Origin of the sequence: Collinsella sp. AF33-16, assembly GCF_003475325.1 — a bacterium.
Classification (GTDB): Bacteria; Actinomycetota; Coriobacteriia; order Coriobacteriales; family Coriobacteriaceae; genus Collinsella.
In genome coordinates this window covers 70750-94137 of sequence record NZ_QRQC01000001.1, presented here as the reverse complement: position 1 = coordinate 94137, position 23388 = coordinate 70750, and the positions used below count along the sequence as shown (strand labels likewise).

17 protein-coding genes are annotated in these 23388 nt (G+C 61.6%); 5 read left to right on the top strand and 12 right to left on the bottom strand.

Going from position 1 to position 23388, the window contains the following annotated elements; all coding sequences use genetic code 11:
• Positions 1 to 137 precede the first annotated feature (137 nt).
• The 3 genes from DWZ52_RS00380 to DWZ52_RS00370 form a co-directional block, all read right to left on the bottom strand.
• Positions 138 to 3770 carry an exodeoxyribonuclease V subunit beta gene (locus DWZ52_RS00380; protein WP_118384614.1) on the bottom strand — a complete coding sequence of 1211 codons (3633 nt, stop codon included), beginning with the start codon at positions 3768 to 3770 and terminating at the stop codon, positions 138 to 140.
• 3 nt (positions 3771 to 3773) lie between these two features.
• Entirely contained in the window at positions 3774 to 6872 is a 3099-nt protein-coding gene (locus DWZ52_RS00375) for a PD-(D/E)XK nuclease family protein (protein WP_118384613.1), read from the bottom strand.
• A gap of 157 nt (positions 6873 to 7029) precedes the next feature.
• A complete protein-coding gene (locus DWZ52_RS00370; protein ID WP_118384612.1) occupies positions 7030 to 7329 on the bottom strand; it encodes a YerC/YecD family TrpR-related protein in 300 nt (99 codons plus the stop codon).
• Positions 7330 to 7653: 324 nt separating this feature from the next.
• Here DWZ52_RS00370 and DWZ52_RS00365 point away from each other — a divergent pair, with 324 nt between their 5' ends.
• Positions 7654 to 8019, top strand: coding sequence for a phage holin family protein (locus tag DWZ52_RS00365; RefSeq protein WP_055250947.1), 366 nt, complete (start codon positions 7654 to 7656; stop codon positions 8017 to 8019).
• Positions 8020 to 8159: 140 nt separating this feature from the next.
• Here DWZ52_RS00365 and DWZ52_RS00360 read toward each other — a convergent pair whose 3' ends face one another.
• Positions 8160 to 8588, bottom strand: coding sequence for an Rrf2 family transcriptional regulator (locus DWZ52_RS00360; protein ID WP_117564502.1), 429 nt, complete (start codon positions 8586 to 8588; stop codon positions 8160 to 8162).
• A 253-nt stretch (positions 8589 to 8841) separates the two neighbouring features.
• Between DWZ52_RS00360 and cysK the strand changes: the two genes are divergently transcribed.
• Together cysK and mnmA are read left to right on the top strand one after the other, a co-directional pair.
• Positions 8842 to 9780, top strand: a complete 939-nt coding sequence (cysK, locus tag DWZ52_RS00355) for a cysteine synthase A (RefSeq protein ID WP_117639786.1) — start codon at positions 8842 to 8844, stop codon at positions 9778 to 9780.
• Between the two features lie 182 nt (positions 9781 to 9962).
• Complete coding sequence (gene mnmA / locus DWZ52_RS00350; protein WP_117639788.1) at positions 9963 to 11063, top strand: tRNA 2-thiouridine(34) synthase MnmA; 1101 nt, start codon at positions 9963 to 9965, stop codon at positions 11061 to 11063.
• Positions 11064 to 11071: 8 nt separating this feature from the next.
• On the opposite strand, the gene DWZ52_RS00345 is transcribed toward mnmA, so the two are convergent.
• From DWZ52_RS00345 to fucO, 3 genes are all read right to left on the bottom strand, one after another.
• Positions 11072 to 12322, bottom strand: coding sequence for a DNA-binding protein (locus DWZ52_RS00345; protein WP_117639790.1), 1251 nt, complete (start codon positions 12320 to 12322; stop codon positions 11072 to 11074).
• A gap of 264 nt (positions 12323 to 12586) precedes the next feature.
• Positions 12587 to 13630 (bottom strand): M42 family metallopeptidase, encoded by a 1044-nt coding sequence (locus DWZ52_RS00340; RefSeq protein WP_117639792.1) that lies wholly within the window; start codon positions 13628 to 13630, stop codon positions 12587 to 12589.
• A 604-nt stretch (positions 13631 to 14234) separates the two neighbouring features.
• Positions 14235 to 15401 carry a lactaldehyde reductase gene (gene fucO / locus DWZ52_RS00335; protein ID WP_022094861.1) on the bottom strand — a complete coding sequence of 389 codons (1167 nt, stop codon included), beginning with the start codon at positions 15399 to 15401 and terminating at the stop codon, positions 14235 to 14237.
• A 415-nt stretch (positions 15402 to 15816) separates the two neighbouring features.
• Between fucO and DWZ52_RS00330 the strand changes: the two genes are divergently transcribed.
• Complete coding sequence (locus DWZ52_RS00330; protein ID WP_117639794.1) at positions 15817 to 16353, top strand: hypothetical protein; 537 nt, start codon at positions 15817 to 15819, stop codon at positions 16351 to 16353.
• A gap of 123 nt (positions 16354 to 16476) precedes the next feature.
• On the opposite strand, the gene DWZ52_RS00325 is transcribed toward DWZ52_RS00330, so the two are convergent.
• Entirely contained in the window at positions 16477 to 17193 is a 717-nt protein-coding gene (locus DWZ52_RS00325) for a YoaK family protein (RefSeq protein WP_117639796.1), read from the bottom strand.
• Positions 17194 to 17446: 253 nt separating this feature from the next.
• Between DWZ52_RS00325 and DWZ52_RS00320 the strand changes: the two genes are divergently transcribed.
• Positions 17447 to 19588 (top strand): YgiQ family radical SAM protein, encoded by a 2142-nt coding sequence (locus DWZ52_RS00320; RefSeq protein WP_233524905.1) that lies wholly within the window; start codon positions 17447 to 17449, stop codon positions 19586 to 19588.
• Here DWZ52_RS00320 and DWZ52_RS00315 read toward each other — a convergent pair.
• The 4 genes from DWZ52_RS00315 to DWZ52_RS00300 all read right to left on the bottom strand — a co-directional run bounded on the left by DWZ52_RS00315 (position 19585) and on the right by DWZ52_RS00300 (position 23388).
• Entirely contained in the window at positions 19585 to 20496 is a 912-nt protein-coding gene (locus tag DWZ52_RS00315; RefSeq protein ID WP_117639800.1) for a CPBP family intramembrane glutamic endopeptidase, read from the bottom strand. The two genes, DWZ52_RS00320 and DWZ52_RS00315, sit on opposite strands and share 4 nt — an antisense overlap.
• A 34-nt stretch (positions 20497 to 20530) precedes the next feature.
• Positions 20531 to 20734, bottom strand: coding sequence for a hypothetical protein (locus DWZ52_RS00310; protein WP_055252556.1), 204 nt, complete (start codon positions 20732 to 20734; stop codon positions 20531 to 20533).
• Positions 20735 to 20949: 215 nt separating this feature from the next.
• On the bottom strand, positions 20950 to 22326 hold the full coding sequence (locus tag DWZ52_RS00305) for an ATP-binding cassette domain-containing protein (protein WP_147352126.1): 1377 nt from the start codon (positions 22324 to 22326) through the stop codon (positions 20950 to 20952).
• Positions 22327 to 22329: 3 nt separating this feature from the next.
• A complete protein-coding gene (locus DWZ52_RS00300) occupies positions 22330 to 23388 on the bottom strand; it encodes an ABC transporter substrate-binding protein (RefSeq protein WP_117757912.1) in 1059 nt (352 codons plus the stop codon).

The following is a 23388-nucleotide window of genomic DNA, read 5'->3' as shown; positions in this document are numbered from 1 at the left end:
CGAACCTAGCCAAACCCACACGGGCAGTCTTTTTGGGACGGGGCTTTTTTAGCTACTTTTGCCACCCCAAGAAAACCATCCTCAAAGTAGCTAAAAAAAGCCCCGTCCCAAAAAGACTGCCCAATCGCAGGTGCGGGCTAGAGGTTGTAGGTGACCACTTGGGGCTCGGCGGGTTCGGCAGAGGAAATCTGGTCAACTTGTTCCACGCGGACGAACTTGACGGTCACGCCCTCAAAGCCCGCCTTGTGCAGAACATCCGAATAGACACGCGCCTGCAGGGCATGCTTCTCCAGCAGCTGATCGGGCGTCTCGTCCGGCGCGCCACCCGTCTTGTAGTCGATGACCAGCGCGCGCGACGGATCGGCCGGGTCGGTTGCCAGCGCATCGATGGCGCCCTCGGCATACGCACCGTAGCGAGCAATGTCATCGTCCTCGCAACCCAGCGAGAAGAACGGCACCTCGGCACGGACACACGGCCAAGCAAGCAGCTCGGCACGGACCGATGACCCGAGCCAGCGATTCAAGGCGACGTCAAAACGCTCGCGCTGTTCCGGCGTCAAGCGCCACAGACGCGCCAGTGCATCGGCGCGCTCGGCGGGCAGCGCATCGGCACCCATCTCGATGAGCCACTGGCAGGCGGCATGGAAGGCCGAGCCCAAGGCCATGGGATTGCCGGCAGACTCGACAGCAGCCACGTCCGCATCGGTCATCTCCGAGCCATCCGATTCTGCGTCATCGCCGGCCTCGTCCATGGGCACACGCGTCTCGACAGCACGATCTTCCGTCTCGGCATGCAGGGCCGCGGCGATCGATGAGTAGCTATACGAGTCACGCGCCGGGAGCGGACACGTGCCCATGCGCACGCCCACCGCCTGGGGATACACGAGCTCAAACGAATCTGGCTCGGGGTCGGCAGGGCCGGGAACGGTGGCGCGAGCGTGCTCGCCGTTGTCCTCCGCCTCCGCATCACCGCGAACGAGCCTTCCCTCGACATCCAGCGAAGCGTTGGCCTCAAACGCCTGCTCGCCAAACGTAAAGTCCGCCAGCGAGATAAGTTCGTAGTCGCCCGGCTGGGAGTTGTCGAACACCAAGCGGTCGGCATCGAGCTGCGGCATGTCCAGGGCGCCCGTCGGCAAAATACGACGCAGCACGTCGTAGGTCAGATCGGTCTCGACGTCGAAGGTCGGCGCACGCACCTTGCCACGGCTCACGCCGGCATCCATCGCCAGAATAACCAACTCGCGCGCACGCGTCATGGCGACGTAGAGCAAACGAGCCCGCTCCTCGAGCGAAAGCTGAAGGTCATCGTTGCGCAGACGGGCAAATACCTCGGCGGGAGAACCCGTCGCGCACACGTCCTCCATAAGCTCCGACGGCAGCCACAGCGACGTGCCCTTGCCCTTAAACGCGTGCTCAAACTGCTTTTTGACGTCATCGCCCTTCACGAATGTGCCGTCCGCGAGCTTAACGCCATCGAAGCGCGCCGGCAGCGCCACGACTTGCGCTCCGCCCTCGACGCGACCCATCTGCGCCGCACCGGACGACTTGCGCACGCCAAAACACTCGGCAACAGCAACGACCGGGTATTCCAGGCCTTTAGACGCATGCACAGTCATGATGCGCACCGTGCCCTCGCCCTCCTCGTTGAGTGCGCCCGGCGCCTCCTTGCCCGCCAAGAAGCGATCGAAGGCGAGGGCGATGGAACGCGGGGAGTTGCCGAGTTCGGCTTCTGCCTCGGCCACAGCGTCGAGCGCCTTGAGTACATTGGCGGCAATGGCCTTGCCCTCGGGACCACGCTGCGCCAGGCGCACAAACCAGCCAGAGGCATTGACCACGTCACGCGCGATGACGGCAAACGAATCGCGTCCCACGCGGCGAAGCGCATAGCGCAGCACCTCGCGGGCGCGCGTCACCAGTGGCAAGCCCTGCAAGCCGGGCACATCGGAATCGCTCATGATGCCCGCATCGATGTTGCGGCGCGACGTCTCCCCCGTCTGCTCGTCCAGCTTGGTCGCCAGCGCCAGGAATTCCTGAGCGCCGAGCGCAAACATCGGTGAGGCCAGCAGCGGCATAAGACCCTGCGCCGTATCGGCCGGGTTAGCAAGCGCGCACACCAGGGCACGCACCGTTTGGACCTCGGCAGCCTGGGCAAAGACCGAACCGCCTGCGATCACGCAGTCGAGCCCCTGGTCGCGGAAGGCCTGGGCGTAGACGTCGGCGTTGGTCATGCGGCCCAGCAGCAGCACCATGCCACCCTGGGGCTGGCCCGCTTTAACGAGCGCTTGGAACCGCTCCGCAATCGCACGAGCTTTCGCCTGCGTTCGCTCCTGGGTGCTGCCGCCGGCAACGAGCAGCGCCTGGCGGCGCGAAGCCTTTGCCTTGAGCTTGTCCTCGCGATCGTCACTCGGCTCAAGATCCAAGAACCCCTGCATCAAACCACCGGTATCGCCGTCAAAGACGCGTGCCACATAGCGCAGCACCTCGTCGTGGCTGCGGAAGTTGCGCACGAGCTTGACGAGCTCGCCGGCAGGGGCATCGGATGCGACGGAGGTCTCGGGCGCAGCAGAGGAGCCCACCTTGCGCTCCTGGCGACGGAACACCTCGACCTCTGCCCCACGAAAGCGATAGATGGACTGCTGCGCATCGCCCACGGTGCACAGCGCGCGCTCCCCCGCACCCGTCAGATAGCGAATCAAATCGACCTGCATCTGGTCGGTGTCCTGGAACTCGTCGATCATAACCATCTTAAAGCGGCCCTCGTACGCGGCGCGAATGGCCGGGTAATCGCGCAGCGCCTCATAGGCCATGCGCAGCAGGTCGTTGTTATCGAGGGCGGACTGCTCGGCCTTGAGTGCGCGATACTCGGCCTCGACGGAGCGAGCCAGGCCCACCAGCGCATCGAGCGCCGGGCCGCCGCAGGCAAGCACGATATTGATAAACGCATCGGCCGCCTCGGCCTTGAGCAGCTCCACCTGCTCCTTAGGGAATGCCTTACTCGCCCGAGGCATGGTACACGACATCATGAGTCGCGCCGCATCGGTCATGGTCTTGCCGCTCGCCTCGAACGCGTCGATGGCATCGAGCGCCGTCTGTGCCTTCTCGGTCGCGGCCTTGCTTGCGCCCAACGCCGCGCGATAGGCATCGGCGAGTGCCGAGGTATCGGCCTGGCCGCGCGCCACGCACACGTCGTCCATACCGCCCGGCAGCTGGCTCGATAGCTCCAACAGATCGCGCACCAGGCCTTTGACGGTCGTGCCGGCGCCAAAGGGACCGCCCTCGCCCGCCATGGGATACCAGGCGTAGAGGGCCTTGAGCGATGCCGCGAGCTCGGGGGCGGCATCGGGCGCCGTCGCGCGACCCAACACATGCTCAACAGCCTGATCCATGAGCTCGTCGGTATCGGTGAGCACCGTGAACTCGGGATCGATGCCCAGCTCCAACGCATGTGCGCGCAGGATACGCGAGCACATGCCGTGAATGGTCGAGATCCACGCGTCGTCGACGGTCAGTGCTTCCTCGTCCATGCCCTCGTCGATAAGCGCACGGCGCACGCGGTCGCGAATCTCGGCCGCGGCATCTTTGGTAAAGGTGATGGCGAGCACCTGGTCCAGATGTTCAACGAACGGACCGGATTCGGGCGAGAGCGCGTAGACGATGCGGCGCGTGAGGGTAAAGGTCTTGCCCGAACCGGCGCCCGCCGAGACAAACAGCGGACGGTCGAGCGTCTTGACGATCTGCAGCTGTTGCGGCATCAAGGTCGAAAGATCCATGGTCTACACGTCCCTCCTTACAAACGTTCCTTCATGGTTATACGAGCAGCGCGCATGCGCGGCCTGCGTCGACGCCGGGTCGACAGCGGCGACGTCGCCCGCCTCGAGCTCATGCAGGCGCTCGGCGATACCGGCCTCCACGCGGTCGAGCAGGGCATCGAAGTCCATGTTGCCGCCCTCGCCGGGAAAACCCTTCTTAAGCCCCGGAATGCGGCCGTCACCACGTTCCTCCTCGAGCAGCTCGGCACTCGCGGCGCCTCGCAGCGCCGGTTTGCCGCCCTTGGTCGAAAAATAGAGCGCCGCACGGGTATCCAGATCCAGCGCCCGGCGCATGGCCTGGGCGTAGATGAGCGTTTGGGTATGTGGCGGTAGCCACCGCGGGTCGTCGATGGCGGCCTCACCCGATTCCTCGTCGCGCACCGTAGGGTCGGCGAGTTTAAACTCCTCAACGCCCGTGCGGTGCTTATAGTCGATCACCACGGCGCGTTTCTCGGCATCCACGTCCACACGGTCGATGCGCCCGCCGAGCGGCCAGCCGGCATACTCAACGTTAAGATCGTTAAAGGCAAACTCCAGGTAGCGCGGAGCAAAGGGGGTCAGCGCCTCGGCTTCATAGGCAAGCACGCCCTCCAGCTGCGGCAAAATCTCGGCCACCTGCCGCTCCTCTACCGGAGAGAGCGGCACAAGCGGGCCCTCGTTGCCACGCTTGGAGGCATGTTCGGCCAAGGTCTCGTCAAAGACCTCGCGCAGCAGCTCCTGAGCACGTGGCAGGTTCTCGGGCGTCACGCGTTCCATGCCCTCCTGGGGCAGACGGGCGTGCAGGTGTTCCAGCACGTCGTGAACAAAGTTGCCCTTCTCCATGTTCCCAAAGCCCGCGTCGATGGACTGGGGCTTGACGCGATACGACACGAACCAGCATAGCGGGCAGGTGGAATAGGCCTCGATCTGCGAGGCGGACGTCAGGCGCGGCACGAGCGGCGCGTCCTCGCCCTCGCCATCGCGACGGCGCAGGACCAGATATGGCACGGCCTCGGCACTCAGATGCTGAGGGGCTTCACAGGTCACGCGCTCGCGCTTGAGGCCTTCGCCTGCCGCGGGATCGAAGTCCCTCACGATATCGCCCTCGCCCACGCGCGTGGGCTTAGCAGCATCAGCGGCCTCGGCATGCGCTCGCAACTCGGTCCACACGGCAGCCGGATAGCACTCGCGCGCCTGGCGATCGTGCGTCACGCGGGCGAGCGCAAGCGGGCCGCGCGCCGCCTGCATCGCGTGGCCAAAGCGCACGCGCAGCAAGGCCGCGGGCTCAAGCGTCACGCCCTCGCGACCAAGGCTCGCCGTCAGCGTGGCCAGCGGACCCTCCTCATGCGAGAGCGGATAGCTGTCCAGATCGACATCGGCAAACAGGACGGCATCATAGCTACCGGGGCGCAGAGCTGCTGCATCGGCAAGCGATGCAAAGCGCACCTGGGCGCGCGGCGCACGGTCGACCTCAAATGTCTCGTAGTCATATGCCGTACTGCGCTTGTCCACCTTGGTTCGAACGCCATCGAGAACCGGTACGGTCGCGGCCTGCGACACGTCGAGCGCGCGAGCATCGTTCATAAGGATGTCGATGACATGGCGCAGCAGGGCCACCTCCGCCTGGCGACGGGCTTGGCCATCCAAGCTGCCCAGCGAGCGATCGGGCAACGCCTCGGCAACGGCAAGCATGGCCTTGAGCGCCGTCACGGGCCTGTCACGCCACAGCGCCTGGAACACGTCCGAGACCACACACGGCACATTCTTAAACCAGTTTTCGTCGCTCGCCGCCTTGCGCGCGCCCCTCACCTGGCCCTGAACGCTCTGCAGCAGGCTCTTAACGCCCGCGGTAGTCTTGCTGCGCGAGAGACGCATATTCTTATCGAAGGTACAGGCATTGACGGCATCAGCGCCCGAAAGCGGACTGTAGATCCAGTCGGTAAGCTCCGGCGCGGGCCACCACTCGGTCTTTGACGCCATGCCCTCATCGGCGGCTTTCATACGCTCGATCAGGTTGGCGAGCGCCGTAAACTGCCTGCCTGCGATGGACTGGGAAAACGCCGTGAACTCAGTCGTCTCGGCCGCAATGTGACGCGCCGCCAAACGGGCAGCGAGCTCGCCGAACAGCTGGGGCGCCCGGGCGGACACCACGAGCACGCGCACGGGATCGGCGGGTGCGGAGGCGGCATCGTTGACCTTGGACTCCTCGTGCGCTTTCACCATCTTATCGATGACGTCCGCATAGACACGGGCACGGGCATGGGGCCCGGCGACTTCCACAAAGGCAGGACGTGCGACGGACTTTGGAGCAGTCGCGGGAGCGCCGGCATCCTCATCCAGCGGTGCAACCTCAAACAGCACGCCGCAGGCATCAAGGGCCGTGGCCAGCTCCTCACGCATCGCCGCTTGCTCGCGGGCGAGCAGCACGACAACCTCTCCCCCGTTGTTTGCCACGGCGGACAGCAGCTCGAGCAGGCTATACGTAAATGACGTGACGCCGCGCACGCAAACGGCACGGGTGCACCCCGGCAGGTTATCGGCCAGGGCACCGGCCATCATGTCAGCCGCCTCGCAAGGCTCGACCATGCCTCGGCGGTCCAAACCGCTCGCATGGGCGCACAGAAGCTCGAACACACGGGCCTCGGCGTCGCTTTTGGGCTTTGGCTGGCAAACGTTGCCGCGGCAGCGTTCGTCGCCCGCCCCCGCCACGCCCGGCAACACATCGCGGGCCATACGCGCAAGCATGCGCACCGTGCCCTGGCTGCGCGAGAGCGGCTGCAGAGCAGCGTCGTCGCAGCGGTCGATCATGTCCGAGAACAGCATCTGGCGCTGAAGGTTATCCACAAAGCTGCGGCCATCGCCCATAAGCTCCCACAGCGAACGGAGCCACGACGAAGGGGTCTTGTAATCGATACCCAGTGAAATCCCAGCTTCCGCCGCATCATGACGGCACAGATCGAGCTCGGCAAACGTAGGCACCAGCAAAACGGCACGCCCGTGGCGGGCAACCAGGTCGGCGAGCAGCGCCGCCTCGGCATCGCTCAAATCCGCGCCGGCGTTGGTGGTATAGATTCGAACAGGCATGGTCCTCCACTCAAACCGTTCGCAATAATCAATACTTCCATCCTACCCGCCCACGCGGACAGATTTGCCCCACGCCAACAGATTTCCTCCGTCCCCAAGGGATCAAAAAACCGCCCCCGAAGGGACGGTTCTGCGCAATTCGTTTGTCGCCGATGGCCTACTCGCCATCCTCCAGTTTGATGAGGATCTTGCGATAGCCACCGTACTCGCCATTAAGCGCCTTGGACACGCGGCTCACCGTAGTGGACGAAGCGCCGGTGCGGGCCTGAACCTCAACATAAGGCTCGCCATCATCCAGATAACGCGCAACCTGCAGACGCTGCGAAAGATCGCAGATCTCGCGCGGCGTGCAGATATCGGTTAAAAACGCCTGGATATCCTTCTCGTCATCCAAAAGACTAAATGCGTGGACTAGCTGCTTGACATCAGGCTTGTCAAACATGTTCTCGATATTCATCGATCACCGCCAAACCCGCCAAAAGGCATCGAAGTTGATACTGACATCGGGCATCGTTCGCCCGTTCTATGCAATAGGGCAACGCCTGTGGCTTTTGCCCGTAGCAGTGTAGCACACCACCAAACTAAAGCGACAAGACTCTCTGTCAGCGGCGCGTTTTTCAGGACGAACGCCGTTTAGAAACCGAATGCGCACGTAAGCTCCACGAATATTTGAGACAATGGGCGTCCAAACACCGCGGCGCACCCGCGCAACCATCCAGGTCGCCGCCGCAAGCCGCTTCACGCGACGCCAGCAACCCCGGCGCAAGAAAGGATTCACGCCATGCGCTTTATGCTTAACTGGCTCTTCACCTCGATCGCCATCGCGATCGCCACGTTCCTCGTCCCCGGCATCCAGCCCTTCGGTTTTGCCGAGGCCTGGGTCTGTTTCGCCTTCGTGGGACTGTTCCTGAACATCGTCGATTCGCTCGTCAAGCCGTTTCTGACGGTTATCTCGCTGCCGCTCACGATCATTACGCTGGGTATTTTTCAGCTCGTAGTCAACAGCTTTATGCTCGAGCTGGCCAGCTATCTGTCGGTCAATCTGCTGGGCGCGGGTATCTCCATCGCCAGCTTTGGATCGGCCTTTATGGGCAGCATCCTGGTGTCCATCATGCGCAGCATCCTCGACAGCATCGCCGAGGGCTGAAACGGCCATTCCGGCCGCGCCCGTCTCAACAGCCCAAAACGAAGGCCGCCCATCACAAAAATGGGCGGCCTTCTTATTTGCCAAGTCTCAAAGGGCGAGAGAATCTGCCATTTCCACCCCGTCCCCAAATGGCAGGTGGGCTAGATCACGTAGTCGTAGCCTTCGTTGGGAGCGACAAGTTGATCGAGCGTCACACCGTCGAGGTAGTCGTTGATAAGCTTGTCCAGGTTCTTCCACACGTCGAGCGTGGGGCACTCGTCAGAGCGCGAACAACCCTTGCAGTCGCCATCCAGGCAGGCGACCGGCGCCAGGCTGCCCTCGGTCAGGCGCAAGATCTCGCCCACCGTGTACTGCTCGGGCGGGCGCGTGAGCACATAGCCGCCGCCCTTGCCGCGCATGCCCGAGAGCATGTTGGCGCGCACGAGCGTAGCCAGAATATTCTCGAGGTACTTCTCCGAAATACCCTGACGCGCCGCAATCTCTTTAAGCGGGATACGGCCTGTCGCCTGGTGCTCGGCCAGGTCGACCATAACGCGCAGGGCATATCTGCCCTTTGTGGAAACCAACATATATATAGCTGCCTTTCGGTCTTTTAATTCGTAGAAATTCTAGCCGAAAAATTGGTTTTGAAAATACCTATTCCCGTCAAGATGGTTAATCGACTCGTAATAATCTTCTATTTCCTATTGCGTTACTAGGCTTTACTGTCTACTATGCTTGCCAACAGCAAAACGAACAACCCATAAGGTTTGTGGGTTTCGCTGCCACACACACCGTAAAACCACACGGTATCCAGTCATTTGAACACTTTGGAGGTTCACCATGAGCAATGTTTACACGTCCATCGATCAGCTTATCGGCCACACCCCGCTTCTGGAGCTCACCCACTTCGAGGCCGACGAGGACCTCAAGGCCCGTGTGCTCGTCAAATTGGAATACTTCAACCCCGCCGGGTCCGTCAAAGACCGCGTCGCCAAGAACATGATTGACGAGGCCGAGAAGGCCGGCAAGCTCGTGCGCGGTGGCGACTACACCATCATCGAGCCCACGAGCGGCAACACCGGCGTCGGCATCGCCTCGGTGGCGGCGGCCCGCGGCTACAAGGTGATCATCACTATGCCCGAGACCATGTCCGTCGAGCGCCGCAAGCTCATGCAGGCATACGGCGCACAGCTCGTGCTCACCGACGGCTCCAAGGGCATGAAGGGCGCTATCGCCAAGGCGGAGGAGCTGCAGAAGGAAACTCCCAACAGCATCATCGCCGGCCAGTTTGTGAACCCCGCGAACCCGGCCATTCACAAGGCCACGACCGGCCCCGAGATCTGGGACGACACCGACGGCAAGGTCGACATCTTCGTCGCCGGCGTCGGCACCGGCGGCACCGTGACCGGCGTGGGCGAGTTCCTCAAGGAGCAAAACCCCGAGATTCAGGTCGTCGCCGTCGAGCCCGCCACCTCCCCGGTGCTCTCTAAGGGCCAGGCCGGCCCGCACAAGATCCAGGGTATCGGCGCCGGCTTTGTGCCCGACGTCCTCGACACCCAGGTCTACGACGAGATCATCCCCGTCGAGAACGAGGACGCCTTTGCCACCGGCCGCGCCGTGGGCCACAAGGAGGGCGTGCTCGTGGGCATTTCGTCAGGCGCCGCCGTGTGGGCCGCGCTGCAGCTGGCCAAGCGCCCCGAGAACGAGGGTAAGACCATCGTGGCCCTGCTTGCCGACACCGGCGAGCGCTACCTGTCCACGGCACTGTTCCAGGACTAAGGGCCCGTCACTTGTCGATAGACCCAAGGCACGCCGGTCTGCCCTCTCTTCTGGCTGCCTGAGCCCATCCCAACAGGGTGTCCCACACGACGCCCGAACTTGCTACAATGTCTGCGGCGCGGAACCAGCCTCCCGTGCCGCTTTTCTTTTTTTGGCCACATGCCACCAAGGAGAACCTCCCCATGCACAATAAGCGCGTGCTCGTCGCCATGAGCGGCGGCGTCGATTCCAGCGTGACCGCGTATCTGCTCAAGCGCCAGGGCTACGAATGCATCGGCGCCACCATGCGTCTCACCTGCCCCGCGCCCGACCCCGCCACGGGTATGAGCAAAGTCGACTGCGACATCGCCGATGCAAAGGCCGTCGCCGAGCGCCTGAGGATACCCCACCATGTGCTCGACTTGCAGCAGACCTTCGACCGCAACGTGATCGAGTGCTTTGTGAACGCCTACCAGGAAGGACTGACGCCCAACCCGTGCATCATCTGCAACCGCCACATTAAGTTTGGCGCGCTGCTGGATGCGGCGCTGGATATGGGCTGCGACTACATCGCAACGGGACATTACGCCAAAACAAGCCAGGCGGCAGACGGCACCTGGCAGCTACATCGCGGCGAAGATCCCAAAAAGGACCAGAGCTACTTTTTGTATTCGCTTACGCAGGAACGCCTGGCACACACGATCTTTCCGCTGGCAGGCCTAGACAAAGAGCGCGACGTGCGCCGCATAGCCGCCGAGCAGGGCTTTACCAACGCCCAGAAGGCCGAAAGCGAGGACATCTGCTTTATTCCAGACGGTGACTACGCGGGCTATATCGAGCGCCGCTGCGGACATCCCGCTGCACCGGGCGACATTGTGTGGCGCGACGGCAGCGTGGTCGGGCGCCACAACGGCGCGCTGCGCTACACCATCGGCCAGCGCAAGGGCCTGGGCGTTGCGATGGCGCATCCCGTGTACGTAACGGGCGTCGACGCCGCCAACAACACCGTGCATCTGGGCGAGGCCGAGGACCTGGCGGCCACAGCGCTCACGGCCAACGACTGGATCTGGAGCGCCCCCGCCGACCACATGGAGGCGGAGCTCGACGCCGGCGGCATCCGCGTGGGCGCCAAGTACCGCTACCGTCAGAAAGACCAGGCAGCAACCCTTACACGTGGCGCCGGCGGACAAATGCTGCTAACTTTTGACGAGCCGCAACGACCCATCGCCCCCGGCCAGGCCGTTGTAGTCTATCGCGGCGACATCGTCCTGGGCGGCGGTACCGTGACCGGCGCACTTAAGTAGCCGTGGGTTTATCGCTGCACGTGTCGAAGTACCTCAACAGCGGCACCAACCTCGATTACGCGACGCTCGAGGCCGCGGCAAATGGCCTCGAGTCGACCCTCCGCCGTCGCCCATTCGCTCTGCGAAAGAATCTCGATCGCCTCATCAACAAATCCGTTGAGCCGCGATGAATCGAACCAATCGAGCGAGTCCGCAAGCGCCAGCTGAGCGGAAGGGTCGGGCCCAAACGGCTTAGCGGAAAACCCAAACTCCCCAGCCGCGAGCAAGACAGTTGGCACGTTATACCACAGACAGTTGCCGCTATCGAACAGCGGTGCAGGTTTTATCTCCAGGGTGTCGACATTACGGATGATGCCGAAGTTTCGCCAATGGCGGTCGCTGTTGGCCAAAAGGGCATCGCAGACAATCATCTGCGACATAGACCTTCTCACAGCGACCTCATCGGCACCATGCTTGCCAAGGTAGCGACAGTATCGATCGTATGTCGAGTCTCCCCGCTGGCTACCAAGTGCGCCCTTAACGTAAACAGCCGGAACGTATTCCTCGCGGCCGTCAAGAAAGTCGTCGCACAGACACACAGGGCCATCGAACATCCGCTCAACCGTATAAGGAACAAACTCGCCCTCCGACAGCAAGCGACGATGCAGAGCCGTTGCAACCGCCTCGTTAAAGGGACGCTGATCGTCCATGCCGCGTCCTTTAGCCAAAATGCGAATGCCGTTTCGGATCATCCACGATTTAGGAAGCTCGCCCTCGGACGTGTTATCCGGATTTTTAAGACCGATGCCTTCCAGCCAACCCGAACGCTCTTCGGGCGCCGATCGCTCAAATTCGTTCTCAAAATAATTGATGTTTTGCCATTTGAGTTCGGCACAATCGGTCGGCCGCAGCCAATAGCAATCCGAAAGCGAGAGGCCCAGGCACTGAACCGGCACCTCAACGCCGCTGACAACCCCCAGCTCGCGGTAGCGCGAGATAAGCCCAGGGCGAACATCGGGCACCGACCGATGGCTCCACCACACGTTGAGCTCCCGCTTATTCACCGTTGGAGAAAAGCTCGAACACGTGCCAAACGGCATTCGTTGCGTATCGAGGACCTCGGCGATTTCGAAGGGAAACTCGCGCGTCGGATCAAATGAGACATGCGCGACCTCATGGTCGGCCGACATCAGCGTAAACTTGCGCCCCACATCGGCTGCAGGACGGCGCCCTCGTTTGCGGACCTTTTGATAGGCGATCGCGGAATTATACTCAACCATCTTCCGTCCACCCACAGTATTGCATGCGAGCGTTCCGGATGCCGCCAGTTGCGATATGCGAGCCTTTGTGACGCCTAGTAGACGGGCGGCATCACCCATAGATAAGTATTCCGATGTATCCATGCGCCGCATCACCTCGTTAAGTATTTCACGCGTTAAAATAACTTATCTTATACAGGATAATACTAAACGGACTGAATTGAAAAAAGGCCCGAGCAATCGGGCCTTAGAGCAATTGGTCAGCCAAGCTATGAACCGCTTCCCCTAGCGCTGAACGTAGGCGCGAACGAGCTCGTAGGTATTGCGCGCGCCGTCGATGTGGCTGCGCTCGTAGTTGTGGCTCGCGTACACGCCGGGACCGATCAGGCCGTGGCGAATGTCGTAACCAGCCGAAAGCGTAGCCTCGACGTCGGAGCCGTAGTGCGGATACACATCGATCGCGTAGTCGAGCTCAAGCTCGCGCGCGATGTTGGACAGCGTCGTCACCAGGTCGTAGTTGTACGGACCGCCCGAATCCTTGGCGCAGATCGAAACCATGCGCTCGGTGCAGCCCAGATCGTCGCCCACGCAGCCCATGTCCACGCTGATCATCTCGCGCGTGTCGGCCGGCACAAAGGCGCCGCCGTGACCGACCTCCTCGTACACGGTAAAGAGCAGTGACACCTTGCGCGAGAGCGTCACCTCGCCGTCAGCAACGGCGCGAGCCAGACCCAGCAGAATCGACGCGGACAGCTTGTCGTCAAGGAAGCGGCTCTTGATGTAGCCGCTCTCCGTCACCGTGGTGCGCGGATCCATAGCGATGATGTCTCCAGCCTGAATGCCCAGCTCGAGCACGTCGTCCTTGCTGTCGACGTTCTCGTCGAGCAGGATTTCCATGTTCTTCTCGATGGTCTTGACCGGCTCATCGGCCACATGCGCCGAAGGCTCGGTATTGAGAACCACACCCGTGTAGACATTGCCATCGCGCGTGTAAACGGTGCAGTTCTCGCCATCGGCCGTAGACCACTGATGCCCGCCAAGCGTCGTGGGACGCAGGCGACCATTGTCCTTGATGGAGCGCACCATGGCGCCCAGGGTATCGACATGGCTCGCCAATACGAGCGGCTCGCCCTCGCCGCCAAGCTCAACCAACACGTTGCCCTTATTGGAGCGCTCGGGGCCAAAGCCCATATCGCGCAACGTTTCCATTAGATAGTCAGTAGCCGCACGGGTATAGCCCGTAGGTGAAGCAATAGAAGTCAGCGTCTTCAACTGGTCAGTAATATAGGAGAGCGTCTCCTCTAGAGAAGCATCAACATTAGAAGCCATATGCATCCTTCCAAGTAAAACTAAGACCGAGCCCCGATTTTAACCTTTCTGCACGTGCAATACTCTAGAAACCGAGCCGACTCCAGACGTCCCCGCACCGGTTTTGTGCACGCGCTCGGTTTACAGTCCCAATCTTGCATAAATCCTATCGGTATCTGCATAAATATGAGGCATCTATTTGCTTCGTCTCAGGGTACCCCACCTTGGACCGTGCAAAATACGGAGTATTCAGCACCGTGGACCCCGTCAGCCCCATCGCAAACGGCAAAGCGACGCGGTTACAGCAGTGTTGCAGGTCGTCGCAAACCAAAAACGCGGTGGCAGCCCCCTCCGCTCATCGATAGCCCGCCCACAAGGGCTGTCGATGGGCGTCTGCGGGCCACTGCGGCCCATTCACAACGTTATGCATTTTTCAGAGCTTGCTGAATACTCCCAAAAATGCACGCTGAGAAGTGCACCACCTATCCGCAGCGGGCAGCATGCCTTGGTTTTGCCCATCTTGGGGCATCGGCGCGGCACAAAAAGCCCCGCCGCGCGTAGCACGGCGGGGCCAGCAGCAAGTCAAAAGACCATACGCCTACGGGCGAAGGACCACCAAACTGGGCTAGGCAGCCGGGCAAATCTTCTTGAAGAGCTCGATGACGTCGTCGAGCGTCGCCTCGCGCGGGTTACCCGGGAAGCAAGCGTCGGCCATGGCGTCCTTGGCCAGGACCTCGATCTCGTCGGCCTTCATGGCCTCGCAGACGTGCGGGATGTTCACGTCGGCGGAGAGCTGCTTGACGGCGGCGATGGCGGCGTCGGCAGCCTCGTCGGTGCTCATGCCCGTGGTGTCAACGCCCATGGCGACGGCAACCTTGGCCAGGCGCTCGGCGCAGACCGGCTTGTTGAACTCCATGGCGATCGGCAGCAGCATGGCGCAAGCGACGCCGTGCGGGGTGTCGTAGTGAGCAGACAGGGTGTGAGCCATGGCGTGGTCGATGCCCAGGCCAACGTTGGAGAAGCCCATGCCGGCGACATACTGACCAAGAGCCATGCCCTCGCGGCCGGAGCCGGGCTGGCCGGACTTGGCCTCGGCAACGGAGTCGCGCAGGTTCTCGCTGATCAACTTAATGGCCTCAAAGTGGAACATGTCGGAGAGCTCCCAGGCGCCCTTGGTGGTGTAGCCCTCGATGGCGTGGGTCAGAGCGTCCATACCAGTGGAAGCGGTAAGGCCGGCGGGCATGGAAGCCATCATGTCGGGGTCGACGACGGCAACCTCGGGGGCGTCGTTGGTGTCGACGCACACGAACTTGCGGACCTTCTCGGGGTCGGTGATGACGTAGTTGATGGTCACCTCGGCGGCGGTACCGGCGGTCGTCGGCACGGCGATGGTGAACACGGCGTGGTTCTTGGTGGGAGCAACGCCCTCGAGGCTGCGGACGTCGGCGAACTCGGGGTTGTTGATGATGATGCCGATGGCCTTGGCGGTGTCCATGGAGGAGCCACCACCGATGGTCACGATAGCGTCAGCCTCGGCGGCCTTGAAGGCCTCGACGCCGTCCTTGACGTTCTGGATAGTGGGGTTGGGCTTGATCTCGGAGTAGAGGCTCCAAGCGATGCCGGCGGCGTCGAGCTCGTCGGTCACCTTAGCGGTAACGCCAAACTTAACCAGATCGGGGTCGGAGCAGACGAAGATCTTCTTGTAGCCGCGACGCTGGAGCTCACCGGGGATCTCCTTGATGGCGCCGGAACCATGATAAGAAATGGTATTGAGAACGAAACGATTAGCCATTGATAGCCTCCCATCGTGTGCGGGGCACCCATTACGCCCCGCGCTGCAAGTTCCATCCTAACGCTTTTGAAACAAAAAATGCATGAGAACGTCAAAAGTGTTAAAGCGTTTCAACATAATAACGGAGCCCCAGCCCTTCCCTCCCGACTGCAGCGAAGGCTAGATTATAGGAGCAATTGCCCAAAGAATACGACCAACTCAGTCTATAAATTGTTTCTGTTTTAGCAATATATGTTTGACAATACGTTTATAAAAGGATACTTTATAGTAATTAATATGCATGCAGCAAATAGTGTCATTCATTTTGTTAGAAATTGCCCATGCGGTTATTGCAGCTGCATGTACTGCAACGTACAGCGTAATTCTCCGCACGAAGCAGAAGACGGTTCCAATTCGATCGAGGCGATGACGCGTGATGGCTACTGGTCCTAAATCGAGCAAGACGGCTACAAACGAATATCGAATCTCAATTGAAGGTAACCCTTATCCGCATGCTCTGGCTCTCGTCAACCCAGCGGGAGACAACCTCAACATCAAAAGACATGGGTTCACGGGTCCACTAGGACAGCTATTGAGTCTTAAATACACCGTTTATGACGATGCAAATGAAAAGCTCTTTACTGTCGTCGACGGTGGTTTTAGTAACATGCCCAGGGTTGCGCTCATCATCGAACACAAGGAAGTTGCGGTGTTCGATTATGGCCTAAACAGACTTGAGATGAAGTGCGTAACGAACATACCGAATTACACAATAAAAGGTAACTTCCTATTTGGAGATTACGATATATTCAGTCAACGGGAAGTGAAGCTATCTTCAGTTAACGTCCTTCAATGTGATAAACAATCGTGCTTTAACATACAGGTTTTGGATAAAGCCGAATTAGCCGCCGCAATTGGAATACCCACTGCCATTGCCCTTCTGAGGGCTCGGATTGAAGAGCATCTCGAATAAATTGCAAAAAGCAGTTCGTAACAACATTCAGGAGCTAGATAGTTTTTTCCTGGCTCCTGAAGCTGTACTACATAGAGATGAAAATATATTGCGGCAAAGGGGCTGTCCCTTTGCCGCATTCGGTTACTTTCGACAGCCCTCTTTCCAAGCCTCGGCCGCAACCTTCCAGCGAAAACGCAAGTCGCGCTCGCGGTCGATGAACATGATGGCAAACGCGACAAACAGCAGCACGCTCGCCACGACGATGGCGTGCAGGCCCATGCGCTCAATACACCAGTTGCCCAACACGGCGCCAAACACAAAGGTAAAGATCACGCCAAAGTACAGCAGGCCGTTTTCCAAAAAGCCGCGCTTGTGGGTGATGATGTAGTCGTCCACGTTTTGCAAGGCATTACGGAGGTTGCCGATACACATGGTCGTGGCGATGCCGTGACCGTGGATCTTGCGGAAGCTCTCGACCTGCATGCCGCAGGCAAACGAGGTGAGGCAGTTGGCGAGCAGGTTGTAACCGCCGCCCGGGATAAAGCTCACGCCCAGCAAGATAACGGCTTCAAAAAACACCGTCACCTGGCGCCAGTGAATCACACTGCCAAACCGCTCGTGAACCAGGTCGGCAAGCATAATGCCCACAGCAAACGACACCACGGGGAAGAAGTAGCGCCCCGCCAGTGCCCAGTTGCCTTCCGAGATGCTCACGCCCACGAGCAGGATGTTGCCCGTCTGCGCGTTGGCGAAAACATGATCGCGCCCAATGTACGAATACACATCCATAAAGCCACCGGCGAGCGCCAAGATGATGCCCAGCTCAATAGACTCCGATATCTGTTTGGCACGCTGCATCGTCGTGCATCCTCCTTGTTGACGACTCTCTCGTGCGTTGGCGGAAACATAGCCGCCGTTCATACTGTAACCCATTGACAACATGGCATGCGCGCGAGACGGGCTCCCCAACGCGCGGATACACAGTCTGGAAACAAACGGCACCCGCATCGATACGCCGATCCGCCAACCCATGTACTCCACCAGTCTTTTTAGCCCCGTCCCAAAAAGACTGGTTACAATTACGTGCAGCATACAAACACCGGGAGGGATCGTGGCAAAAAAGCCTCAGCACGCTCAGAACAACCAGCGCAGTCAGCAGGGCAAACAGGGCCAGCAGCAAAAGCGCGGCGGTAAGGCGCAGGCCACGGTCGCCCGCACCAAGCATTCCCAAGCGACGCCCGCCCGCCCCTGGCGTCCGGGCCGCGATAAGTTCCTCCCCGTCAGTCGTGCCGACATGGATGCGCGCGGCTGGGACCAGTGCGACTTTGTCTACATCTGCGGTGACGCCTACGTGGACCATCCCAGCTTTGGCATGGCTATCATCAGCCGCGTCCTTGACGCGCACGGCTACAAGGTGGGTATCATCTGCCAGCCCGACTGGACCGATCCCGCCAGCATCACGGTGCTCGGCGAGCCTCGCCTGAGCTTTCTCGTCAGTGCCGGCAACATGGACTCCATGGTCAACCACTATTCGGTGACCAAGCACCGCCGCCACTCCGACGCCTACACCCCCGGCGGCGAAGAGGGGCACCGTCCCAACCGAGCCGTCACGGTCTATGGCAACCTCATCCGCCAGACGTTCAAGGACGCTCCCATCATCATCGGCGGCATCGAGGCGAGCCTGCGCCGTCTGGCCCACTACGACTACTGGCAGGACAAGCTCAAGCGCTCGGTACTGCTCGACTCGGGCGCCGACATCCTCATCTACGGCATGGGCGAGCACGCGATTGTCGAGATCGCCGACGCGCTCGACGCGGGACTGCCCGTCGACCAGATCACCTATATCAACGGCACCGTCTACCGCACGGGTTCGCTCGACGAGGTCTACGACTACGACCTGCTGCCCAGCTGGGACGACCTTACCGCCGACAAGCTCAACTACGCGCGCAGCTTTAACGTGCAGCAGCAGAATATGGACCCCATCACCGGTCATCGCCTGGTAGAGCCCTATCCCAACAGCGTCTATGTGGTGCAGAACCCGCCATCGGCGACGCTCACCACCGACGAGATGGACGATGTGGCCGAGCTTCCCTACGCCCGCGATTGGCATCCCGACTACGACGCGGCGGGCGGCGTACCGGCCTTTGCCGAAATCAAATTTTCCATTAGCTCCAACCGCGGCTGTTTTGGCGAGTGCTCGTTTTGCGCCCTCACCTTCCACCAGGGCCGCGTACTGCAGATGCGCAGCCACGACTCGATCATGCGCGAGGCCGAGCTGCTCACGCGCGATCCCGAGTTTAAGGGCTACATCAACGACGTGGGCGGACCGACGGCCAACTTTAGCCGCCCGGCCTGTGACAAGCAGCTCAAGCACGGCGTGTGCAAGAACAAGCGCTGCCTGTGGCCGAGCGTATGCAAAAACATGGTGGTCGACGAGAGCGGCTACACACAGTTGCTGCGCGACCTGCGCCAGCTGCCGGGCGTCAAAAAGGTCTTCGTCCGCAGCGGCATCCGTTTTGACTACACCATGGCAGATGCCTCGGACGAGTTTTTGCGCGAGCTGCTGGAACACCATGTCTCGGGCCAGCTGCGCGTAGCGCCCGAGCATGTGAGCGACGCGGTGCTCTCTGTGATGGGCAAGCCGAGCCGCGCCGTCTACGACGCGTTCTGCCGTAAATTTGAACGCTTGAACCGCGAATACGGACTCAAGCAGTACGTAGTGCCATACCTAATCTCGAGCCACCCCGGCTCGACCATGAAGGAAGCTGTGGACCTTGCCGAGGCCGTGCGCGACATGGGCTACATGCCCGAGCAGGTGCAGGACTTCTACCCCACCCCGTCCACCATGTCGACCTGCATGTACTACACCGGCGTGGACCCACGCACCATGCAGCCGATCTACGTGGCACGCGACCCGCACGAGAAGGCCATGCAACGCGCGCTCATCCAGTATCGCAAGCCCGAGAACTACAAGCTCGTGCGCGAGGCGCTGGAAAAAGCCGGGCGTCGTGACCTGATCGGCTACACCAAACACTGTCTAATCCGCCCCGTGCCGCCGCGCCCGGGTGAGACGCCTGCTGGCGGTGGGCATGGCACCGGCAAGAAAGGCGGCAAGCCGCACGGTGGCGCTGGCGGCAAGGGACCCAAAGGCAGCAAGGGGCACGGCGGCATGTCGCGTGCACAGAACACTGCCGGGCGCAACCGTGCAGCTCAGGGGCGTCAGGGCGCCAACGGAGGCGGGCGTCGCAACTAGGGCAGCGGCGCGCTCGCTGCGCCCATCCCACACGCGTGGCGCAGCGAGCGCATAGCCTCAACGAGGATGACGCCGGCGATAGCGACCGTGATTACCACGTCGAGCGGTGTGTTCACAAACCACAACAGACCCATCAGGTACGACCCGGCGTTAAAGGCAAAGTGCAGCAGGATCGTGTAGCGGAGCTTTCCGGTGGTCACGAGCACCCAGCCAAAGATGAGGCCGGCGGCACCCGCATAGCAGCCCTGTACCCAGTTCATGTGCATAAAACCGAAGATTGCCGCCTGCAGCACAATCGCCGCGGCGATACCCCACGTGCTTGGTGCCGCCCAGGGCACCATGGCGCCGTCCTGCGCGCTCGCACGACGCCTGCGCTTCCAAAGCGGGCGGCACTGCGGATTAAACGCTCGTAGCGAAAACTCAAAAACAATGCCGCGCACCAGCAACTCCTCGCAAAACGGAGCGCCGAGCACCGTGGTCAGGACGGCAAGAAGGTTGGTATCGCCCAAGCCTGTTTCCTCGACGAGCTCGCTATAGTCCGCCGCAACCTCGGGCAGCAGCGACAGCACGCCGTCGCATAGGTAGCTAATGACCACCTGCATGGATAGGCCGATCACGACAACGCATGCGACGCGCTTCCATGCAGCATTTGCTCCCCCGCCGAGCGGGCGTTCACCTTGCCGGCGCGCCATGAAGGAGCGGGGCCACAGATAGCGCCACCACAGCAGCGCCATCAAAAACGACGCCGTCTGAGCGGCGGCCTGAAACCATTGAATATCGAGATTGTCGATCGGGAAACCCGTCAGTGCCGACACGATGTCCAGCGCGGAGAACAAAACAATGCTCAGGGCAATATCGGCAGCGACGACACCAAAACAGGCAAGCGCCCAAACCAGCGCATTGAGCATGCCAACCTCCTCAAAACCCGGCACTTGGGGACAGTCATTGTTGATGAGAATCGGGCGCAGCGCCAAAAGCCCCGTTGGGCGAAATGTCGAACGGGAAGGTGCCGCAGCGATTGAACGCGGCGATAAACATGCGGATGGCGTTGGACGGCGTGGTGCCCACGAGCTGGGTTGCCGCCGCGAAGGCCGCCTTTTCCTCGGGCAAGACCTTCGCGACAACCGGGGTCATGTGTTCTGCCATGGCGCTTCCTTTTTGAAACGACGGTGGTGCGGATAGATGCGGGCCACGCGGCTGGGCGACGGACTGTGAAGGCAACCCGATTGGCCCGCATCCGGAGTTTGTTTCTGCTGCGTTGGTATTACTTGGTATTCCTAAGTATTACCCCGCAGATAGAATAGCACACCCGACCCAATGGGGGCGGAGGAAAACGAATCATTTTGTTGCTGAGTAGGTATTTAGAGCGTGATGATGTCCGAGATATCGAGGGCCTGAGCGTCGGCGACATCGTGCGATGCAAGCAGCAGCATACGGCCGTCGAGCAAGTCGAGCACGACCTCGGCGCATGCGTCGCGCGCAGCGGTATCTAAACCGGTAAAGGGCTCGTCAAGAATCACCGCGCCGCCCGGGCACAGCATGGCTCGAGCGATCTCGACGCGACGGCGCTGCCCGCCCGAAAGCTCGGCCACGCGAGTATGTACATCGACCCCCGGCACCAGCAGGCGCAACAGGGCCGCAGCACTCGAGGCGTCCACGCGTGCATCGGCGCACACTAGCACGTTATCCAGCGCCGCGGCGGACTCGACCAAGTGTGCATCCTGAAACACCATGGAGCACGGCGCGCACTCCCCCGCCGCAAGGGCAAGGAGCGTAGACTTGCCCGCACCCGAGGCGCCCATCACACAGATACGCCCAGACGCGGGCACGTTGAGCACCAGTCCGGCGAGCGCCGGCGCCCAGGGCGCGCGATCGCCCACGGCGAGCGCAAGCTCCGCCGCAGCGCCATCGCTCGCGGTCCCCGCGCGCCCGCGCAGTCCATCCCCATGCGCCCGCACGGCCGCTCCCCACGCCACGGGTCCCGAAACTCGCAGCAGCCACACCAGCACGCGCTCGCACGCCCACGAGGCGGCAACGACCAGCACGGTCCACGCCAGCAGATCAGCCGTCTCAATCAAAAGCTTTGCCTGATAGATGCGCTCGCCCACGGAACCCACCGCCATGCCGATAAGCTCGGCTGCCGCACCGGCCTTCCAGCTCATGCCGATGACCGCCTTCGCGCACGAAAGCACAAACGGCAGCACCTCACGCCAGGTATGGGCGCAAAACAGTCGCCAGCCCCGCACGCCATGCAGGCGGAACATCTGCTCCAGCGGCTTATCAACCTGCGTCAAACCCTCGACCAGCGAGAAATATACGCCCGGCAGCGCCATCAAAAAGACCGCCGCGATGCTCACACGTGCCGACCCCAACCAAATGAGCAGCAGGACCACCACGCAGGCAACCGGCGTCGCCTTTACAAACGACAGCGCCGGAGCCACCAGGCGCGCAAACGCACGCGAACGTGACGAAATCCCGGCAAGCACGCCACCACACACCGCGGCAAGCGCCAGCCCGCCTAGTATCCGCGCGCCCGAGCCCGCCAAAATCGCCCAGGTACCGCCATCGCACACCAGGCGCAGCAGCGCCAAGGCAACAGCGCCCGGCCCCGGCAAAATCAGCGGCTGCGCCACCAGCGCCGCCACCAGCATCCACACGGCAAGCCAAAAGGCGGCGACGGCACCCACTGCCGCCACCGCCTTCGCACGCTCAGTCATTTGTCGAGCAAACGCACGCACGGGCTACTCCATGTAGTAGAAATCGTCAGCCGGGAGCTTACCGCCCACGGCGCTCGCGTCCGCATCGGCCAGCACCTGTAGGTACCCACCGAGCGCCGCCTTCATATCTTTCCCCGTCTGACACACGAGCATGCACCCGGGAATCGCCTTTTCGGCAATCGTGGCATTATCCACGATGCCCGCATCGACCACGGCCTGAGCCCAGTCCGCCGGCGCCGCATTTACGGCCTCAACGCTCGCCGCATGGCAGCTCAAGAACTCCGCCACGGCCTCGGGATGCTCCTCGGCAAATGCACGGCGCACCACGGTCACGCCCGTCAGCAAACGGGAGCCCGTGTCACCCGCGAGCTCGTCCCACGCGTCGGTCAGGCTCACCGGTACCGACAGACTGCCCTCGCTCTTGGCGATGGCAGCGGTCTTGAATGGCTCCGGCAGCACGCCCACGGCGGACGGGTCGGCAAGCAGGGCCGACAGCACCTCGGTGGGCTCGCTCTTAAACTCGAGCGTCACTTGACCGGTCAGGCCCGCGCGCTCCAGCAGGTAGTTCATGACGTACTCCGGCGTGGTGCCCTTGCCCGTCATGTAGACGGTACGACCCGCCAGATCGCCAAACGAGGCCACGCCTGCGTCGCCCGTCACAACGTTCAGCACGCCCAGCGTGTTGATGTCGATGACCTGCACCGCACCCTCGGTCTTGTTGTAGAGCACGCTCGCCAAGTTGGCCGGCACCAGGGCAATGTCGATATCGCCCTGAATGACCTTGGGCACAATCTCGTCGGCCGCGGCGCTGATCGCAAAGTCGAACTCATTGTCCGTCTCGCCATCGGCAGCCTGGTCCATAAACTGCACCAGACCGATCGACGTCGGTCCCTTGAGCGAGGCAACGCGCACCTCGACCGACTCAGCGGCAGCGCCACTCGCCGCAGACCCAGCAGCCGAACCCGCAGAAGACCTCGCCCCCGCAGCTCCGCCGCCACAGCCAACCAGCGCAAGCGACAACGCGCCCGCGGCAAGCGCCGAGGCAAATCCCCGGCGCGACATTTCAAAATCAAACGCGCGCAT

Coding starts and splice junctions, on each gene's coding strand:
- DWZ52_RS00380 (WP_118384614.1), bottom strand. CDS start 3,770: ATGGATCTTTCGACCTTGATGCCGCAACAGCTGCAGATCGTCAAGACG.
- DWZ52_RS00375 (WP_118384613.1), bottom strand. CDS start 6,872: ATGCCTGTTCGAATCTATACCACCAACGCCGGCGCGGATTTGAGCGAT.
- DWZ52_RS00370 (WP_118384612.1), bottom strand. CDS start 7,329: ATGAATATCGAGAACATGTTTGACAAGCCTGATGTCAAGCAGCTAGTC.
- DWZ52_RS00365 (WP_055250947.1), top strand. CDS start 7,654: ATGCGCTTTATGCTTAACTGGCTCTTCACCTCGATCGCCATCGCGATC.
- DWZ52_RS00360 (WP_117564502.1), bottom strand. CDS start 8,588: ATGTTGGTTTCCACAAAGGGCAGATATGCCCTGCGCGTTATGGTCGAC.
- cysK (WP_117639786.1), top strand. CDS start 8,842: ATGAGCAATGTTTACACGTCCATCGATCAGCTTATCGGCCACACCCCG.
- mnmA (WP_117639788.1), top strand. CDS start 9,963: ATGCACAATAAGCGCGTGCTCGTCGCCATGAGCGGCGGCGTCGATTCC.
- DWZ52_RS00345 (WP_117639790.1), bottom strand. CDS start 12,322: ATGGTTGAGTATAATTCCGCGATCGCCTATCAAAAGGTCCGCAAACGA.
- DWZ52_RS00340 (WP_117639792.1), bottom strand. CDS start 13,630: ATGGCTTCTAATGTTGATGCTTCTCTAGAGGAGACGCTCTCCTATATT.
- fucO (WP_022094861.1), bottom strand. CDS start 15,401: ATGGCTAATCGTTTCGTTCTCAATACCATTTCTTATCATGGTTCCGGC.
- DWZ52_RS00330 (WP_117639794.1), top strand. CDS start 15,817: ATGGCTACTGGTCCTAAATCGAGCAAGACGGCTACAAACGAATATCGA.
- DWZ52_RS00325 (WP_117639796.1), bottom strand. CDS start 17,193: ATGCAGCGTGCCAAACAGATATCGGAGTCTATTGAGCTGGGCATCATC.
- DWZ52_RS00315 (WP_117639800.1), bottom strand. CDS start 20,496: ATGCTCAATGCGCTGGTTTGGGCGCTTGCCTGTTTTGGTGTCGTCGCT.
- DWZ52_RS00310 (WP_055252556.1), bottom strand. CDS start 20,734: ATGGCAGAACACATGACCCCGGTTGTCGCGAAGGTCTTGCCCGAGGAA.
- DWZ52_RS00300 (WP_117757912.1), bottom strand. CDS start 23,388: ATGCGCGCGTTTGATTTTGAAATGTCGCGCCGGGGATTTGCCTCGGCG.